The sequence below is a fragment of the Methanomicrobium sp. W14 genome (assembly GCF_017875315.1).
Lineage (GTDB): Archaea > Halobacteriota > Methanomicrobia > Methanomicrobiales > Methanomicrobiaceae > Methanomicrobium.
In genome coordinates, this window is record NZ_JAGGMM010000002.1 from 353,741 (window position 1) to 372,036 (window position 18,296).

The 18,296-nt window shown below is 43.2% G+C and carries 17 protein-coding genes; 2 read left to right on the forward strand and 15 right to left on the reverse strand.

Features of this window, described 5'->3' with window-relative positions; genetic code table 11:
* Positions 1-5 precede the first annotated feature (5 nt).
* The 9 genes from J2128_RS07620 to J2128_RS07660 all read right to left on the reverse strand — a co-directional run bounded on the left by J2128_RS07620 (position 6) and on the right by J2128_RS07660 (position 9,077).
* The gene (locus J2128_RS07620) at positions 6-584 is read right to left on the reverse strand and encodes a V-type ATP synthase subunit E family protein (protein WP_209690542.1); all 579 of its coding nucleotides are present in this window, start codon (positions 582-584) and stop codon (positions 6-8) included.
* A 27-nt stretch (positions 585-611) separates the two neighbouring features.
* Complete coding sequence (locus J2128_RS07625) at positions 612-863, reverse strand: ATPase (protein ID WP_209690543.1); 252 nt, start codon at positions 861-863, stop codon at positions 612-614.
* A gap of 4 nt (positions 864-867) precedes the next feature.
* Positions 868-2,844: a V-type ATP synthase subunit I gene (locus tag J2128_RS07630; protein ID WP_209690544.1), complete on the reverse strand. Its 1,977-nt coding sequence runs from the start codon at positions 2,842-2,844 to the stop codon at positions 868-870.
* Positions 2,837-3,160, reverse strand: a complete 324-nt coding sequence (gene ahaH, locus J2128_RS07635) for an ATP synthase archaeal subunit H (RefSeq protein ID WP_209690545.1) — start codon at positions 3,158-3,160, stop codon at positions 2,837-2,839. The genes J2128_RS07630 and ahaH overlap by 8 nt, the downstream gene beginning before the upstream one ends.
* A gap of 221 nt (positions 3,161-3,381) precedes the next feature.
* Positions 3,382-3,855 (reverse strand): hypothetical protein, encoded by a 474-nt coding sequence (locus J2128_RS07640; protein WP_209690546.1) that lies wholly within the window; start codon positions 3,853-3,855, stop codon positions 3,382-3,384.
* The gene (locus J2128_RS07645; RefSeq protein ID WP_209690547.1) at positions 3,852-4,004 is read right to left on the reverse strand and encodes a hypothetical protein; all 153 of its coding nucleotides are present in this window, start codon (positions 4,002-4,004) and stop codon (positions 3,852-3,854) included. The genes J2128_RS07640 and J2128_RS07645 overlap by 4 nt, the downstream gene beginning before the upstream one ends.
* 151 nt (positions 4,005-4,155) lie before the next feature.
* Entirely contained in the window at positions 4,156-4,731 is a 576-nt protein-coding gene (locus J2128_RS07650) for a flagellin (RefSeq protein WP_209690548.1), read from the reverse strand.
* Between the two features lie 192 nt (positions 4,732-4,923).
* Positions 4,924-6,864, reverse strand: a complete 1,941-nt coding sequence (locus J2128_RS07655) for a type II secretion system F family protein (RefSeq protein WP_209690549.1) — start codon at positions 6,862-6,864, stop codon at positions 4,924-4,926.
* On the reverse strand, positions 6,861-9,077 hold the full coding sequence (locus J2128_RS07660) for an ATPase, T2SS/T4P/T4SS family (RefSeq protein ID WP_209690550.1): 2,217 nt from the start codon (positions 9,075-9,077) through the stop codon (positions 6,861-6,863). Before J2128_RS07660 ends, J2128_RS07655 begins: the two co-directional genes overlap by 4 nt.
* A 208-nt stretch (positions 9,078-9,285) precedes the next feature.
* Here J2128_RS07660 and J2128_RS07665 point away from each other — a divergent pair, with 208 nt between their 5' ends.
* Both J2128_RS07665 and J2128_RS07670 read left to right on the forward strand, forming a co-directional pair.
* On the forward strand, positions 9,286-10,167 hold the full coding sequence (locus J2128_RS07665) for an ATPase domain-containing protein (RefSeq protein ID WP_348632379.1): 882 nt from the start codon (positions 9,286-9,288) through the stop codon (positions 10,165-10,167).
* Positions 10,164-10,862: a KaiC domain-containing protein gene (locus J2128_RS07670; RefSeq protein ID WP_209690551.1), complete on the forward strand. Its 699-nt coding sequence runs from the start codon at positions 10,164-10,166 to the stop codon at positions 10,860-10,862. The genes J2128_RS07665 and J2128_RS07670 overlap by 4 nt, the downstream gene beginning before the upstream one ends.
* Before the next feature lie 93 nt (positions 10,863-10,955).
* Here J2128_RS07670 and J2128_RS07675 read toward each other — a convergent pair whose 3' ends face one another.
* The 6 genes from J2128_RS07675 to J2128_RS07700 form a co-directional block, all read right to left on the reverse strand.
* A complete protein-coding gene (locus J2128_RS07675; RefSeq protein ID WP_209690552.1) occupies positions 10,956-12,407 on the reverse strand; it encodes a sensor histidine kinase KdpD in 1,452 nt (483 codons plus the stop codon).
* Between the two features lie 345 nt (positions 12,408-12,752).
* A complete protein-coding gene (locus J2128_RS07680) occupies positions 12,753-13,217 on the reverse strand; it encodes a chemotaxis protein CheW (protein ID WP_209690553.1) in 465 nt (154 codons plus the stop codon).
* A gap of 8 nt (positions 13,218-13,225) precedes the next feature.
* Complete coding sequence (locus tag J2128_RS07685; protein WP_209690554.1) at positions 13,226-14,857, reverse strand: methyl-accepting chemotaxis protein; 1,632 nt, start codon at positions 14,855-14,857, stop codon at positions 13,226-13,228.
* A gap of 370 nt (positions 14,858-15,227) precedes the next feature.
* Complete coding sequence (locus J2128_RS07690; RefSeq protein WP_209690555.1) at positions 15,228-15,482, reverse strand: pro-sigmaK processing inhibitor BofA family protein; 255 nt, start codon at positions 15,480-15,482, stop codon at positions 15,228-15,230.
* Between the two features lie 84 nt (positions 15,483-15,566).
* Entirely contained in the window at positions 15,567-16,868 is a 1,302-nt protein-coding gene (locus J2128_RS07695) for a TldD/PmbA family protein (RefSeq protein ID WP_209690556.1), read from the reverse strand.
* Positions 16,865-18,193: a TldD/PmbA family protein gene (locus J2128_RS07700; RefSeq protein ID WP_209690557.1), complete on the reverse strand. Its 1,329-nt coding sequence runs from the start codon at positions 18,191-18,193 to the stop codon at positions 16,865-16,867. Before J2128_RS07700 ends, J2128_RS07695 begins: the two co-directional genes overlap by 4 nt.
* Between the last annotated feature and the right edge of the window lie 103 nt (positions 18,194-18,296).

Sequence of the window (18,296 nt, forward strand, 5' to 3'; positions counted from 1 at the left end):
CCCCTCTACTTAAACAGAGCCTCTGATGCGTCTTTAAGCCCGGTCTCCCAGACCTCCGAAAGATAGGCGCCGTAACTGAAGTCCAGCTGAAGCAGCCCGTCTTTGCTCTCGGCGATGACGCCACCGGAGATATCTTTTGTTCCAGCCAGTGTAAATCCGGATAAAGTCTTAAGTTCGGATATTGCAGACTCTACTGCTTCTTTATCACGTTTGTTGCAGTAGAGAACACCTTCTCCAAGCTCTTTTGCAGCGGCCTTGCAAAGCTCCCTGACGGCTTTTTTGTGGAAATCACCGGGCAGGTCATCTATTGCGTTGACTGTTGCCTTGTGGACCATGTCCAGAAGGTCTTTTTCGGCGTTGAGAACCTCTCTTTTGACCGCAAGATTTGCAGCCGCAGTCTCCCTTGATATAATCTGGGACGACTGGCGGTTTGCCTCCTCTTCTGCCGCTGTTTTAATTGCAACAACCTTAGAGTTTGCCTCGGATAGAATCCTGCCGGATTCAGCCTTTGCTTCTGCCTTTATAGCCGCAGCTTCCTTATTGCCTTTGTCCTTAATTTCACCGACTACAGCATCCAATGCCATTGTCAAATCTACTCCTTGTATACCCGTTTATGTAAAGAGGAGAAGAAGTGCAACAACAAGACCAAAGATAACGACTGTCTCGGGGATAACGGTGAACAGAAGTGCAAGACCGAACATTTCCTTGTTCTCTGCTGTCGCACCTACTGCCGCACCACCTATACCGAGCTGTGCGAGACCTGTTCCCATACCTGCAAGTCCTACTGCAAGACCTGCACCAATTGCTTTAAATCCAACTGCGGATGCCTGAGCAACTTCAACTGTCATACCTTCAACTACCATTATATTATTCCTCCGTAAACTTTCTTATAATTCCAAATGGTTCGTACTTCTTTCCTCCACCCTGATAGAATTTGGTGAAGAATTCAACGTAATGCAAACGAATCGAATGCAGACCACCGCTAAGGAGACCAAGAGCGGTGTTTAAAATGTGTCCTATCAGGAATACGAAAATTCCCGCTATAATCATCACAAAGCTCATGAGACCGAAGTCTGCAAATGCAGGCTCTATCATCATGCCTATTGAGATGAAGTTTACAACCGCTGCGATTGCAACCGATGAAAGACCGACTGCTGCAAGACGGGTGTAGGACAATACGTGACTTATAATTGTCGTGAGCTCCATGAGCTCAAGCGCCGAATCCAGCCCTATGCCGATAATTCCTGCGACGATTAGCAGGGCACCTATAAATGCGAAGACGTTGAAGCCTGTGACCATAGGTCCTGCGGTCAAATCGGGCATAAGCGGAATTGCGGCTATAGTCCATATCAGAAACAGAATCCCCCACATTACCATAATCCAGCCGAGCTGGGCAAATATTACCTTGCTCCTGTGTTTTCCGGGGTGCATCTGAATACAGGTGTTTCTTATGTGAATCGATCTTCCCAAGGTTATATGCAGGATACCTATCCATGCCGATATAATCAGCAGAATAATTGCATCGGGACCTCCTCCTGTAGCTTCCGTCGCTCCGATATGGAAGTGGCGGCTGATAAAGAAAGGCTCCCATGGGCATGCAAATCCCAGGAATTCACTAAATATTACACCAAATATTATACTCATAATACTTGCGTTTCTGAGAACGTCTAAAAGCTGGTTACCTGCAATGCTGTCTTTGAGATATTTGCGCAGCCAGACGCTTACAATAAGCAGTATAAGACCATACGCGATATCGCCCAGTATGAAACCGAAGAATATCGGGAAGACAATTGCAACGAGCAATGTCGGATCAAACTCATTATACTGCGGCCTTGAATAGATATCCATTAAAACCTCGGAAGGCTTTGAAAAGTCGGGGTTATCGTATTCAATAGGCACTGAATCTTTGTCGTAATCAATCTCTTCTTCCGTTACGAACACTTTTCCGCCCGTAACAGACTCCAGATCTTTGACCAGACTTTTCGCCTTGTCTGTAGGAACCCAGCCTTCGGCAACAAAAGTCTGCTCGGTAGTGGCGAATCTAAGCGGTGCTTCCGCACGTTCCACGTCTGCCGTGAGCAGTTCATCGCATGCCACAAGATACGATGCGTGCTTAGATTTAAGAGCAGCTATCTGCTCGTTGATTTCACCAGTCTCTTTTTCGAGACTGTTTTTCTCATGAGTGTACGAATTTATTCTGCCCAGTGCATCCCCGCACTCTTTTGGTATTGGCAGGGACTGGAAACCATTGCCTGAAAGGAAATCCTCGACCTCCTTTTGCCCGGATTTCTTAAAAACAGCAATATACAGGTTTCCTTCAGAATTTTCCGCAAAAAACTCCTCGCAGTCAACAGGCAGTTTAACGTCATGCGGGATGTGACCTGCGACTACAGAAAAATCGTCATATCCTGACAAAAGAGAGAGATCATACGGAAAAGATGTAAACGGTGAAAGCTCCTGAATTTTCTGCTCGCATTCGCGGGCTTTCGATTCAAGTTCGTTTCGTTTGCTTACAAGTGCTGCGACCTCTTTTTCTATAGCCGGCAGTTCCTCCCCGATACTTTTGTGGAGAGAGCCTGCGCTCTGAAGTGCCTCTTTTTCGACAGAATCGGCTTTTATACCCATAGTGTTCGAAAGAGACCTTACTCTGAGCAGTTCTGTTGATGTCTCCGGGGCGTTCTCCATCGGTTTTCCGATTTTAAGGCCGTCGAATCCTTCAGCATTCTGCTCCACAAAGTCTTCTATGTGAAAGACATTATGTCTGTACAACTCACGTACAATCGGGTCAAGCTGATCTTTGGACGCGGCGATGAGCAGTTTGCTCATCCTCTGGACTTTAAACATTTAGCTTCACCTTGAACTTTTCTACAAGCATATTTGCTGCTTTGTCAAGGTTTTCTGTTGCCCTCTTTCTGAGAGCTTCAGCATGCTGTCCGCCGTCCTTTACGATCTTTGCGAAGTTCTTCTCCGCTTCAGACCGTGCGTCTGCGATACGCTTGTTCTTGTACTCTTCAGCATCTTTTTGTGCTTTCGCAATAAGATTGCCAGCCTCAGCTTCGGCATCCGCAATAGTGCGTTTTTTCTCTTCCAAAGCTGTACTGATAATTTTTTTGTACTCTTCTTCTGAATCTTTGATGCTCTTGAGGACCTCAGTCTTCATCCAACCCTCCTCTCACGGCAATACCTAATGTTATGTGAAAAGAAGGCTATTAATGCTTGTCTTTTCTCATATCCTCCTGTGAAGTACAGGGCTGGTAAAATTGCCTTAATAGAATATGTTTACTAGAAAAATGTTTACATTCAGGATAAATAAGGTTAATCGGGTAAGGGCATTTTTAAGCCGGCATTTTTCAGGCTTTTAAAAAAGCGCCGTCAGGTAAATTAAACCTGAAAAAAGTCTTTTGGGCTGATTAATGATATTTCATAATGACTTTTTTTTTGCGGTTCTATCTCTATTCCTCCACCGTGGGAATAAAGGCTGATATCTCCAAGCTCTTCTGAAGCACATATTACGTTTTGTTCGGGATGTGTACCTCTTTTAATGTCGCATCTCGTGTATATGGACTGACCCGCAGATACGACCATTTTAAGTCTTTTTGAACCCGGGTGTTCTTTCGGAAGCACAACAAGCGGCTGGCGGTATTTCCTTACAAGCTCTATAAGAACAGCTGCATGCATTATGTCACCGCCTTCGGGTGCCGAAACCGCGATAATGTCATCTTTTTCTATTGTCTGGCACAGTTCTTTTTCTGAAGTTTCAATAAAAAGAACAAAAAGCTCCCCGGCTAATGCTGCAACAAGAAACGATTCTTTCCCCTTTATAAGAATATATTCGTCTTTAAGGGAAATTTTCATATTAAAGTCACGTTTTCAGACTGGCATGAGGGGCATACAGGATGTTTTCCTACAGCCTCGAAAGTCGTGCCACAGTCGTTGCACCTGTATTTTTTGCCTTTAAGCCGTTCTTCAAGCTCTATATCAATAGGGCCTCCAACCGAACACATAAGTTTTATTGCACCCTCTTTTCTGGTAAAATTGTACAGACCTGTATTAATATTTTTTGAAGTGGGGTTTAATCTGTAAAAAAAGAACTGTTTGAAAGGCGGCTGTCTGAAAAGGGTGCATGGAGGTGAACTGATACGTGTGAACGGGTTCTCAGTAGAGAATATTTACCTTGTCAACCTGGTACGGAGCATTTCCGGAGACAATAAAAACGCCTGACGACGGGGATTTCATCTCTACCGTAAACTTTTCGTTCTCACTGAGTTCATCCAATGAATCCAGGTGAATGAGAATTGTAAATGTCTCTCCTGATTCTAGGAAATTGTCGTTTGACTTGGAGGAAGGTTTTCGGTCAATAATTCCCCAATGCCCTTTGTCTATGGATGTACTGTATAGCGGGTCGTTCGGTTCGATGTTTTCTATATTTTCACTTGTACTCCACGTTACGACCATGCTGCTTAGATCAAGAATATCCCCTCCAGGCGAAAGAGATATGGAATACCTTATCGAGCCTATGCCGTTTTCACCTTTAAGGCCGTATACATTGCCCAGAAGCTGCGGCATCGCGCCTGCACTCTGTACTGACGAATATAATACGTCCTGCGTTTTGTCTGTCGTAAAAAATCCCGCACCCAGAACGGCAAATGAGAAAACCGAAGCTACAACTACGAATGCTATAAGGACAATAGCAGCCTCAAGGCCAGTAAATGCTTCAGATTTATCATCCAAAATTTAACACACCGTACATCCCTTACGTATTTTCAAAAATTCTTGTTTTACTATAAGATAATGTTCTATATATAGGCATTATTGTATTGTTCTGACAAACGGGGAATGATTTTTCTGTATTTCTCCAGAATGGAAATAATCTTGAAAAACCTTCTTTTGATCAGATCCTGTACTTAGATAATTAAATTTAATTTATATAACTGTATTGAATATTATAAGGCCTGCAATGAGCATGACAGCAACATGTTTTACACCTGCCTTAAGTGACCCTTCACCCATCTGACCCGCAATAAGTCCTGAAAAAAATGCCTGTATCATGCACGTGTGGTACAACAGTCGCTTGAAGGTGTCTACAGGCACCTGTGTGCTCTGGAGATATGATGAGCCCTGCGCCAGGTCTGTTGCCTGGGTTGCAGACGAAGTTCCTACAGTGCTCAGGATACTTAGGAAGTTGACGTCAAGGACAGCTACAACGAATACAAAAACAAAAAAAGCAAGGTAAATTATCATAGTGTATATGAACATCTCACCTGACCTTTCGTGTTTAAGGGTCTGGCTCATACGTGCGTCGCTTGATGCAATGCTTAAAACTTCACCGATTTCACCGCTCATCTCGCTTGCTTTGGTAATAAGTGTCACGGTTCTTGCGATTGCGGCCGTATTAATTCTTTTCTCAAAACGGATAAGTGCGTCGCGTACATTTGCTCCCCATTCTATGTCCCTTTTTATTCTTCTCACTTCATAGGAGATGACACCCAGGTTTGCTCTTACAAGAATTGTTATGGCATCCGCCAGAGTCATTCCTACCCTGTTTATACCACCGAGTCTGTCCAGGAAATCCGGAGTTCCCTCCTCTATATTTCTGACTTTTTTCCTCCATATTTCATAGAATATGGCATATGGAATTATTACCATCAGTATGGCGATTATTAAGTGGTCGTCGATTACGTCTATCGTTATTTCAGAGTTTGAGTAATACGGTATACTGAGATAAATAAGAATGGCATAGGCGGCCGCAACTGGTGCAGAGATAATAAGTGAGCGTTTTGGGTCTGTTGTGAACCATTTCGTCGGGCTTTTCAGAAAGTCCATGAACTTTTTTTTCCTGTCGTAGCTGTCCAGAAGTGCCAGGTTTTCGCTGTCGCTTTTCTTTTTTACGACCGTTATGTCATTGAACTGGTTCAGTACGGTTGCCTGGAGATATTTTTCTATCTGCTCGTCCTTCAGGGAGATTAAATCGATGAAAAGCATAAAGACAACGGCGCCTATAGGAAGGACCACGTAGGTTACTGCGGTGAACTGAATTACGGCAGTCCTTCCAACCATACCCATGACGACCATTATTATGATGAGAAACAGTGGTCCTGCAACGAAGACAGTGACATAGCTCTCTGCTATTATCTGGAGGACTGACAGAAACTGCTTCTGTTCGAACCTCGCCTCATCCTGGTAAAGCCTCACGCGGCCTTCAAGGTATGAAGATACGTCCCCCCCGCTGTTTAATACCGACAGGAGGTCTTCAAGAAAGTCCTTGAATTTTTCGGAGGGGGTTGTGTATGTCAGGTTTCTGAGCGCAGAGATGAGGTCAAGACCGAAATATTCAGTGTCTCTTATGACAAGCCTCAGTTCAAGGGCAATCTCACCGTATATTCCTGAGTTGTCGGATATGGATTCAAAGATTTCAAGAAGTTCTGCCCCGCCTCTTCTCATAGCGTACATGTATGAGACCGCATTGTGGATTGAGAGATTTATCTTCGTTGCACGTGCAGATTTCTGCATTTCAGGATACTTCAGGGCAGTGTAATATCCTATTGCAGACCCTGCAATAAAGCATACCAGGAATGAAATGAAACCTGCAACACTGCTCAAAAATGTCAGTTCACTGTATGAAGAGACCTGTATATTGAAAACGTCATATATTCTGATGGAAAAATTTGGAATAATAAACGTTGCAGATATAAAATATCCAAGTAATCCAAGAAGCACCCCGAGTACAAAGGACAGGCTGAGAGCATAGTAAAGATAGTGCTGTAGCGTAACTCCCATCCGTGATGCGGTCAGGTTATAGTGAAGTACAGAATAGGCACCCGGATTTTTGCTGATTTTCCATTTTATATACCTGTCTGCTATCATGGAACTACCGATTTCAGGTTATCTATGACTGACATGACCTTCCCGGGGTTTATGGAGTACGCCTGTATAACTCTTGTTACGTTTACGTAATCTCTTATTCCCTGTTCATGCATTGCGTTTAAAACCTTCATGCGGTTTTCAATCTCAAGGTTCATCTCTGCCGAGCTCCACCCTCTGACTTCCATGATGCTTCTGTATACATCTGACCTGCCGCTGTAGGAATGGGTATCCGATATAGGGTCATACTCGAAGACGTTGTTGACCCTGAGGTTTCCGGTTCCCGGGTCTATTCCGGCAATCTCCACAATTTCCCTTGACCGTCTCACTCTCTCCTGTCCGCGGTATACAAGTGCCTGTACGCTTACCACGTCAAGGGCCTGCACCATGTTTCTCGGGACGTTGAGGGGAGCGTTTTCAAGCCTGTGAATGGATGCGTCAACGTTGTTTGCATGAAGAGTTGAGAATGTCGTATGCCCTGTATTCATAGCCTGGAAAAGAGTCTGTGCCTCCTCTCCGCGGACTTCACCGACGATGATGTACTCCGGTCTCTGCCTCATTGCAGCTTTGAGAAGGTCGAACATGTCAATTTTTGACCCTGTGGACTCGGCAACCGATTCTCTTGTTACGCTTGCAATCCAGTTGTCGTGGTACAGTGTAATCTCTCTTGTATCCTCAATACTTACGACCTTTGAAAGCGGGGGGATAAAAAGCGCTACGGCATTTAGGGAAGATGTCTTGCCGCTGGCAGTTCCACCGACAAAAAGAAGGCTTTTGTTGTTTTCGATTGCAAGCCAGAAGTAGACGAGCTCCTCTGCACTGAATGTTTTGTACTCCATGAGCTCTACAGGCGTGAACGGGTCTTCACGGAATTTTCTTATTGTAAACGATGTCCCTCTGGTTGTGATTTCCTTTCCCAGAGTCAGCTGAAGACGTGAACCGTCGGGAAGCGTTGCGTCAAGCATGGGCTGGGAGATGGATATATGCTTTCCTGCCCTCTGTGCCAGGGTAATTGCAAGTGAGTTCAGGTTTTCTTCCGAAAACAAAACGTTTGTTTTTATGTTGCGGTATTTCCTGTGATATAGAAAGACCGGAACAAGGGAGCCGTCGCAGGATATATCCTCGATATACGGGTCGTTTATTAAAGGATCGAGTTTTGCCCATCCGAGAAAGTTTCTCTTAAGATAATACTGAAGCATGAAGAGAGACTTTTCTTCAGGTTTCACTTTGTATTCTTTAAGAAGTTCTGCCGTTTTTTCAAGGATTATTTGAGCTTTGTCCTTTTTTGTCTCTTCATCCGTCAGTATGAGAACATCTCTCATGTCCTCGAACAGCCTTTCCAGAAGTTCGTATTCAAATTCCGAGAGTAACGGCTCAAAAAGGAAATATTCGTTGAGATGAGTGTCGTTGTTCTGGGCTATAAGAACGCATGACCTTCCTTCTGATATCCAGTAGTCTTTCACGTGCGAATATCCTTCAGGAACTGTTATTTTGACAAGAGGTCCGTCTCTCCGAAAATTATACAGTTTTACAGGCTCTGTATTTCTCGTAAAAAAGGCTGAAAACAGATTTTTTTGAAGTTTATCACTGTTTTCACCGGAATCTGTTTTTACATTGTCCCTGGCTCTGGATTTTTTCGCTTTTTTATGACCGGCACCAGTTGATTCTTTTTCAGCAGGTCCACCTGTATTCTTTTCATTTTCAAGTGGTTTTATACTGTTTTTTTCAGGGTTATCCACGTCGTCGGGTTCTTTTTCAGGAAGTTCTGCCGAATTTTTCAAATCCTCTGGTTGCACTGTGTTATCGGAAATATCTTCTCTTTCCCCGTTTTTTTCATGAACCTTTTCACCGGCAGAAAAAACACTTTCCCCCTGTGTTTCCGGTTTTGTTGTTTCGGTGTTAACCGTTTCTGTCTTTATCTGGGTATCCTTTTCACCGTAGTTTTTTTCTCCGGCACTATTATAGTCATTGTTAAAAGAACCAGAATTTCCTTTCGCATCTTCGTTTGCTGCATCCTTTGCATCAGGATTTTCTGTATGGCTTATATGGCTTACACCTGAATTCAGGTCTGATGAAATCCCTTTGATATCGCTTTCTTTTGCCTGCCTGTCACCGGGAGAATTGTTTTTTTGTTCAGAACTATTGTTTTGAAGTTCATCAAGGTCAATATCCTGAGCATTCTGCTCCTGTTTCTTTTTTTTTCTGAAAAATGCCATTGAAAAATACCGTCCCGGTTTTAGGATTTTTATAAACTTATTTTGGGCATACAGTTGAATACTTTAAGGATAATCATATATAACAATCATATATTAATGAATTGTGTTGCATATTGTTTTTTGCAAAAACACAGGCTTTAATATGAAGTGCCTGCGTTAAATTGTTTCGGCGAAGGCATCATTCTGCCTGAAAGTATGTTTATTGTTTTTGCATGATAGGAATATTTACGAGCAGGTGGTTCATATTGTAAACGTGCATATGCAGGATGATGACGTAAAGAGAGTCCCGACAGGTATTGAATCCCTTGATCCGGTTTTGGACGGGGGAGTCCCGCCGGGTTCGGTAATTCTTCTTGCCGGGGAGCCTGGTGCAGGCAACCGTGAATTTGTATATTCTTCAGTCCTTTTTTTGTCGATGATGAAAAGAAAAGGCGCTGAAAGACCGGGGATTGTGCTCCCTCAAAATATATACTATGCAACTTTTACAAGGCTTTCATCCTCAATTACGGAAGAAATAAAACTTTCGTTTAAGCAGGACATCACGGAAGGGATTGAAGACAGTATAAATTTTATCGACCTGTCTGAGATGTACTTTGAATCAAGTGCCGTTCCTTCTGAGTGGTACAGCAACTCCTCTGTAATCGAGCGCTTTCAGAAAAAATCCCGGTCAGGAGGAGTTATACCCAAGCTTGCTGAGGTGCTGAACGAAAGTTCTCAAAAAAGTCTTATTGTGCTTGATTCTATAACTGATATTGCAACTGACAGCACGGGGATCAGTGAATGGAAAGAGCTGATAGGTTTTTTGAGAGGTCTTCAGAGAGTGTCAAAGACCTGGGATTCTGTAATATATATACTCCTTTCCGAAGGCATTCTTGCAGGTCCGCGTCTGGTTGAGATCTCGGACTGTTGCGATGCTATGGTAAGTTTCCGCTGGGAGGAAAGTTCCGGGCGAAAAAGGCAGAGAATAATGTATTTCGATAAGTTTCGCGGAGTCATGCCTCACCTCGAAGAAAATGACCTGGTGAAATTTGCAGCAAGAATCACACCCGGATCAGGATTTGAAGTCAGTAATATAAGGGTTGTAATATGATAAAGGAAAGAATCCTTACAGGCATTCAGGGCCTTGATGAGATGCTCGGAGGAGGGCTGATAAAAAACAGTACATGTTCGGTTATAGGGACATATGGTACCGGAAAAACAACATTTGCTCTGGAATTCTTGTTTGAAGGTATTAAAAAGGGCGAAAAGTGTGTTTATATAAGCCTTGAGGAGAGTGAGGCGAATATTTATGAAAAGATTTCAGACCGTGGGCGTGATGCAGAACCATACAAAGATAAGTCCCTTTTTGTCATAAAACTTGACCCTACTGACTTCAATCTTTCCATAAACAGCATTAAAAATGATCTACCTGATCTTATCAAAAGTGTCGGTGCCTCAAGGGTGGTAATAGACCCTATTTCACTTTTTGAGGGTCTTTTTGATGATATTTCGACAAGAAGACGGGAGATGTTCCGTTTCGTTGAGATGATGGAAAATTTGGAGTGCACAACCCTTCTTACGAGCGAGACAGAGCAGAACAACAACTATACAAGCAGGTACGGCCTTGTTGAATACCTGTCGGATACGGTAATTGTCCTTATGTACATAAGGCCCTCAGACCTGTCCGAAGTCCACACTGCTCTTGAAGTCGTTAAAATGAGGCGCTCAAATCACTCCAGGGAGATAAAGCCCTATGAAATACAGGAGGACAGGGTAAACGTGTATTCCGAGGCAAGTGTTTTCTGAAAAAGTATTATTTTTATCATTTAGATTTATTGATGATGTTATTTGCAGTTTATTGCATCTTTATCGTTAATTGTTAAGTAAATCCGGTTATTTTCAGCAGGCTCTTTTTACAGAGGTGTCTTTGAAAATCTTTTTTGAGGTTTCTGGTGCCCGGGTATTTGAATATTCTTTTGAAGAAAGGTCTTTAGGGAGGAAAAAGGTAAAAATACTTCCTTCGTTAATTTTGCTTTCAGCTTTTATGTCCCCGCCATGAGAACGGGCGTATCTTCTTGCGATGGAAAGACCAAGGCCTAATCTCGAATATTCCCTGCTGTTGTTCATGTAGTTGCAGATGAAAAACGGGTTGAATATCTTTTCGAGACAGTCTTTCTCAATTCCTCTCCCTTTGTCGCTTACTGAGACATAATGGTTTCTGGCGTCACCTCTATATGATATTTCAATCCTGCCAAATTTATTGCTGTAGGCAGCGGCATTGGATATCAGGCTGTCCATTATCTGGTATATTTTGTCAAAATCCCCGCAAATATATGTATTTTTCGGGATATCATACACTATTACCGCCTTTTCGCAGTAATCCCCCGCACGTGTAACGTCTGATACTAGTTCATAGAGGTTTATGTCAGAAAAGTTCAGTAGAACCTCGCAGGACACAAGAGAACTTATCTGGAGCATTTTTTCTACGATATATGACTCTCTTTTGACGCATGCGAGACTTTTTTTCAGGAAGTTCATGTCCATGTTATTGTTCCCGTTTTTTTCCATGTCGTCTATTAAAAGCTGCAGATATCCAAGGGCGGGTTGAAGAGGTGTCCTTAATTCATGCGATATTATATCAATGAAATGAGTCCAGCGGCTGACTTCGTCCTCATCACTGCTTTTTTCTTCAGGGCCTTTGGTGCAGGCACCGCTTTCTTTGCATTCCGGGAGAAAATCATCAGGGATGGGGCTTATGATGTGTATATACTTTCCGGAATTCATTTTTCCCGCTTTTATGCCAGTATTTAAATCTCCTGAGTTTTTGATCCCTTCCTCTATAAAATATTCTCTGCCTGCAGCGGGAGATTTTTTTCCGTATTTGTCGTTATCTTTTTTAAAAAAACAGTTATCGTGATTTTCAGGCGTTATACATTCAGGGACATGATACTCTGTTATTTCACCGTCACTGTCATATATAAAGTAAAGGGAGCCCGGCAGGTGGTAGAGGTTGCCGGGAATCGTTTTTGTGTAATCCTTTGAATAGATTCCTGAAGTATCTTTTCCGGTTACATCCGAGACTGCGAAAACAGCCATATCAGACGAGGGAATGTTTTTACCGGATATAAGAATGTCTCTGCATTTCCCTGAGTCAGGGTTTGTCTTTGCATGAAAATTTTTGATCTCACCGTTTGCAAGGAATAATTTCCTGATAACATTTATTACCCGCGAGTCCAGAAACATAATATCATTTAGTCTTTTTCCTGCGATTTCGCTGTATTCACATCCGAAGATACCGGCCGTATTCTGTGTAATTTCCTGAATCTTTTCTTTATATTTGTCAATTACCAAAATACCAAGATTTCCGGCATAAAAGTAATTATCACTGCTAATAATTTCCTGCCTCCTTTACGTATATTCTGATTTTCAATATTATATGAATTTGATCAAATTATTCATATACAAATATATATATAGAATTTGATTTTAATTTTTATCTGAAAAATTCTGTTTAAAATGTATTTTTTGGACTGATTAGCTGTACAGAATTTTTTAACAGCTGTCCATTTATTCAGGTGATTTTCTGGCAGGTCAATGCCTGCCAGTTTAAACCTGCAATTTAGTAGCCTGAAACGGTATTTGGTGCACGTGATATCCGGAAGACTACATATTTTAATTTCCGGTGAAAGTATTTTTTTAGTTGCAGCCTTTTCCGGTCGTTTCTTTGAGGATTTTTTCGATGTCAATCCAGATTACAAGGTCTTTTTTAGTACTGTTTGAACTGCCTGTCTTTATGATTCCTTTTACAAACGCTTCTTTTGACAGGGAAGCGTCAATCTGGTCTATATTCTCATCATTTACCTGAAGGACGCTGTGTACATCGTCAACTATAAGGCCTATGTTCGAGCCGCCGGTAGCCTCCGGCACAAGAACAATTATTTTTTTGTTTGTGTTGTCTTCTGAAAAGTCAAGCCCCATAAGGCTGTTTAAATTCATAACGTTTGTAATCTCGCCTCTCAGGTTTATTATTCCGGCTATATGCACAGGGGACCTTGGAACCGGGGTTATAGGCATCATTTCGACAATCTCCCTTGCAGTGCTTATATCGATTGCATAATTTGTGCCTGATATCTCAAACTGCACCACGCCAATCGTTGCCATTGTGAAAATCACATCCTGTATTTGAACTGTGAGTTTGCTTCATTAAGCTCTTTTATAAGAGAGTTGACTTCATGCACAGCACTTCCGATCTCCTCCACGGATGCACTGGACTCTTCTGCAAGTGCTGCGAGCTCCTGTGCCTCCCTCTGCACGTCCTTTGTCATAGAATCGCCTTTTTCGGCTGCGTTTACAACATTGTTGGCAATAAGTGCCTGGTCTTCTATTGCCTTCGTTATTTCTCCTATGTCATGCGTAACCTGGCCTGCACTTTTTATTATTGTGTTCAGTGCTTCAAGTGTCTTGTTGACGCTGTCAACACCGTCTATTATTTCGTCATTTGCAAGCATTATGGCCTTTGCAGTCTTGTCACTTCCGTCCTTGACGGCAGAAACCACCTTTTCTATGGAATCGGTTGCGGTTCTTGCCTCGGCTGCAAGGTTTTTGACCTCTCCTGCAACGACTGCAAAACCTCTTCCGTGTTCACCGGCACGTGCCGCTTCAATTGCGGCGTTAAGTGCAAGGAGGTTTATCTGACCTGCAATGTCGTTTATGAGTTTTACTATTTTTCCCACTTCTTTAATCTGGGTATTCAGCTCCTGAATTTCGCTGACGCTTTCTTTTGCTATTTTTTCGACATCACCCATCTTGCTGTTTGTGACGTTTGCCAGTTCCTGCGTTTCTTTTCCTACGTCAACAACGTGGTTTGCTGCATTGTGGACTTCCTGGGAGGTGCTTGCAATTTCTTCGTTTGATGCTGAAAGGTCAGCAATCTGCCTTGTTATGTCATCAATACTTGTCAGAAGGTCTTTTGTAAGGTCGGCAGTCTTCTGGCTTGCGTTTGCGACACCTTCTGTTGCCTTTGCCACTTCGTCGGTCCCTTTTGTCACTTCGTTTGAATTTGCTACGACCTGTTCAGTGACTTTGCTTGTAACGGAAAGGCTGTGGGATATGGACTCGCCTATGCCGTCAACCGCCTCCTTAAAGGATTCAAAATCACCTCTCATGTCGATGCTGTCGGAGAAATGGGCGGTGAAGTCTGCGTCCGCGTACTTTTTGCAGACTCTCATGGCTTCGTTCATGGGGATTACAAACGAGTCTATTGCACTGTTGACTGACTTTACAATCTCACCGTATGCACCTTTATGAGACGAGGCATTGCTCCTGTAATCGAGTTTCCCCTCAGAAGCATATTTTCCGAGAATTTCAATCTCTTCAGTGACATTGTTTATCGCCTCCATCATTTCGATGTAAGCCGGTACAATTTTATCGTTTTCGCATCTCTTTCCGGCGCCGTTTCCAATGCTTCTGAATTTTTCGAGGTCGGAGAAGTCGCCCCTGGAAAGGTCTTCTGCAACATCTTCCAGAGTAAGGAATCTTTTTCTGATGAGGTTAACTGAATCAGTTAACTTTTTATAAATTCCTGTGCAATTTCCCTCTGCCTTTTTGGTGTAATCGTTTTCGGACATAACACCTAAAGTGTCCATACTTTCGTGTATTGCCGAAAAACCATCAATTAGTGCGTTTATTTCATTTAAAACTCCGGAAAACTCCTCCCCGAGTTCTCCGGGACTTATTTTTTTTACCTTGTCGCCGTTGTTGAGTGCTGAAAGTATTTCTTCAACTTTTTCTGCTGCGGTCATTTGCATTACCTTCCTTGGATTGTGAATATTTATGTGATTAATAAAACGATTTAGAGGGTTTTGGTGGTTAGTTAATATAAGAAATCAAAATGTGATTTAATTAAAAAAACCACTTTATTCAGCTGTGAATGTCGCTAAATCGCCTCAGCTGAAAATTAGTGATAATAATATATAAGTATGATCAATTTATATTTTATATAATTTTTTTATATTATATTATATAGATCAAAATAAAAATTATAGTCAATATATCAACGCAATTGAATTGTGATTATCATTGAATATTGTTGTCAACTTATATAGGCTAATCTATTGAGTCTTAAAAAAAGCAATATTTGCGGATTGATATGAGTGTCAAAAAAGATTATTTCTAAATAGTGATTCCTGCAAGGTTTAAAACCATCAGAAGAATTGCACCGGGAAGTCCCCCCAGGGCACATACAAGGACTGCACCCCAGGTAATATTGAATGATTCCATCCCCAGAAGGTTCATCTGGGATACAATTATAAGCGTGACAAGGCCGACTACGGAATTTATTATCAGTGTTGTCAGATTTTTCAGGAAATACCAGAGGACAAAGACGATTCCTCCGGCAATTATGATAGTTATCAGAGTGTCCAACATTTTTGCAATAATAATTAAAACAGCCAATTTACATTAATCTTTCTTCAGCAGAAAGCAAAAATGTGGATTTTTAAAATATATTGACTACAGTCTTCCGACTACCGAAAGGCCGGAGAACCTGACCGAGGGGACGGTCATCGAGCCGAGGCTTCTGGTCTCCTCTGACATTCCTGACACTGAGTTTAACATTTCAAACACGTTTCCGGAAAGCATTGCCGATTTTATCGGTTTCTCCTTCTCTCCTCCTTCGACAAAGGCTGCATTTGAAAGTTCAACCGAGAAGTCTCCGGTTACCGCATTTGCCGTGTGTGCACCGACGACCGTATGTGCATATACAGCCTTTTCATCAAATATGTTCTCTCTTTTTCCGTCGACACAGATGTTGTGCGTCCCAATTACCGGAGCACCTCCGGCCCCGTCACGTACGGCACTTCCGGTTGACTTCTCGTTGTAGCGGTATGCGGTCTTAAGGTCGTAGGAAAATTCTTCTACGATGCCGGATTTGATGAAGTCTATTCTTCTTGTGGGAACACCTTCGGAATCGCGTAGTGTCGCTCCCATACCGCTGAAAGGGTCATCGTAAAGGCTGAAATTTTCATCAAAGCATTTTTGCCCGAGTTTTCCGTCGAAAAATGACCTTTTGGCCTTTACGTTTCTGCCTGAAAGCGATGGTATAAGAACCGAGCTTAAAAGCTGGCACACGGCGACAGGCGAGAGAATTACATCGTATATTCCTGTTTTGATATCGCAGCCATCTTTTGAAAATACAGCCAGGGATGACGCTTCCCTTCCCGTTTTTTCAGGGTTCAGGCGTTTCGTATATGCAGATGAGTCAAATTCGTATCCTGTTGACGTCCCGAAAATAGTCTCCAAGGAAATTCCCGCACCGGTTTTTTCAATGGAATAGAATACGCCGTTTGAGTTTGCAATTACCGTCCTCCCTGCTGAGAGCGAGGCCCCTCCGCCTACGATAATGGATTCGTATTCCGAAGCCCCGTCAAGCATTCTTTCAATGAGAGCAGTTGCAGACGATATGTCGCATGAAAGGTCCTTATCATATACGTCAAGCTTTACGTCAGGCAGGAGAGAATCGGAAGGCAGACCTTCCCAGTTCTGCGGTGAAGATAGCTTTGCACTGTCAAGAGCGGAAATGAGGCATTTTTCCCAGCACTTGGGATCGTTTGTGGAAGAGCACCCTATTTTTCCGTCCTTTATTACCCTTATGCCAATGCCCCATGACCCGGAGCCGAAAGCCTCTCCTATGAGTTTCCCCTTAAGATCAAGGCCGGTTCCTTCCCCTGAGGAAAAGAACACCTCGGTTTCGTCAGCAAGGCGGTCACCTTTCTTTAATATCTCATCGATAACAGGTTCGCAGTCGGAAGTCATTGTCCCTGCCCTCCTATAATTGCCTCTCTGAGAAGAAGATGAGGCGAACCATCGGTTACCGGGACGTTCTGCCCGCTTTTTCCGCAGTAGCCGGGGTTCATTTTTCTGTCTTTTGCGCAGAGGGTTATGTTGTGGAGAGTTTTTAATATGTCACCTGAGAGGGATACGTCCCTTACCATCCCGGAGAGTTCCCCGTTTTTGATAACGTAGCCATATTCGGCGTTGAACTGAAATACCCCGCGTCCGGGGTCGACCTGTCCGCCTCTTGACCCTTTGAGAAGAATCCCGTTTTTGCATTCAGAGACTATTTCATCATATGACGAGTCGCCGTTTTCGATGAATGTATTGCTCATCCTTACAACGGGGACGTCGCCGGGCTGGCTCCTTGCATGTCCGGCGTCTCCGAACCCGACGGCCGCAAGAGTCTGGCGGTTATGAAGATAGGAGTTCAAAACGCCTTTTTTTATTATTTCAGTCCTTACCGGAAGAACACCTTCCGAGTCGACAGGCATAAACCCGAATTCATGCAGTGTGGGGTCATCGACTACATTTACTATATCGGCACCTATTTTTTTGCCGTTCATTCCCTTAAGGACAGATATTCCCTCTTTTACAAGGTCGCCTTCTGAGGCATGTCCGACGGCTTCATGGGCAAATACTCCCGCAAGCTCCTGGTCTAAGACTGCATCCATGATTCCGCCTTTTGCAGGTTTTGCGTCAAGAAGTTTTACAGCCCTTTCGGCGGCCTCAAGACCTTTGTTTTCCTTGTGTCTTAGGTTGAACCCGAGAATCGTATGTTCGCTTTCACGCCCGGCCTGCATTACACTTCCCTTTTTTGCAACGGCCGAGACCGAGTAGCCGGACCTGCAAAGGCTGTATTTGTACTCGTGTCCCGATGAATCGGTGAAGTGGACTGTCCCGTTTCCTTCGGTATAGTTTGCACGGGTGTTTACGATGGAATCTATTCTGGCGGCCCTTTCAATATCCATTAAAAGGGAGCATTTTTCTTCAAGGGATACTTCTGTGGGGTTTTCCGAGGGCTTTGGAACGGGAAGAATGCCTGAGGTGCAGTCTGCCAGAACAACCTCTTCTTCCGTAGCCTTTGCGTACTTCATTGCAAGGGCGATGTATTCCTTGATCTCTTTTTCCGACCGCCCTGTGAAATTTTCAATCGTCACAACACCCCAGCCGCGTTTTCCTAGGACACGCATTACGGCCGTATCAGAAAAACTGTTCGTAGCGGACTCAACAATGCCGTTGTCTATCTCAATATGGGTTGAAATACCCTTTACGTGACTTATATCATAATATTCGGGTTCTTCCATGACAAAACTCCGTTATATAAAACAAAAGACAGGATTTAACCCTTTTACACTGCCCGGAAAAATCCCTTTTTGCGGTTTTTTTGCGTTGCAGAGGGTTTTAATC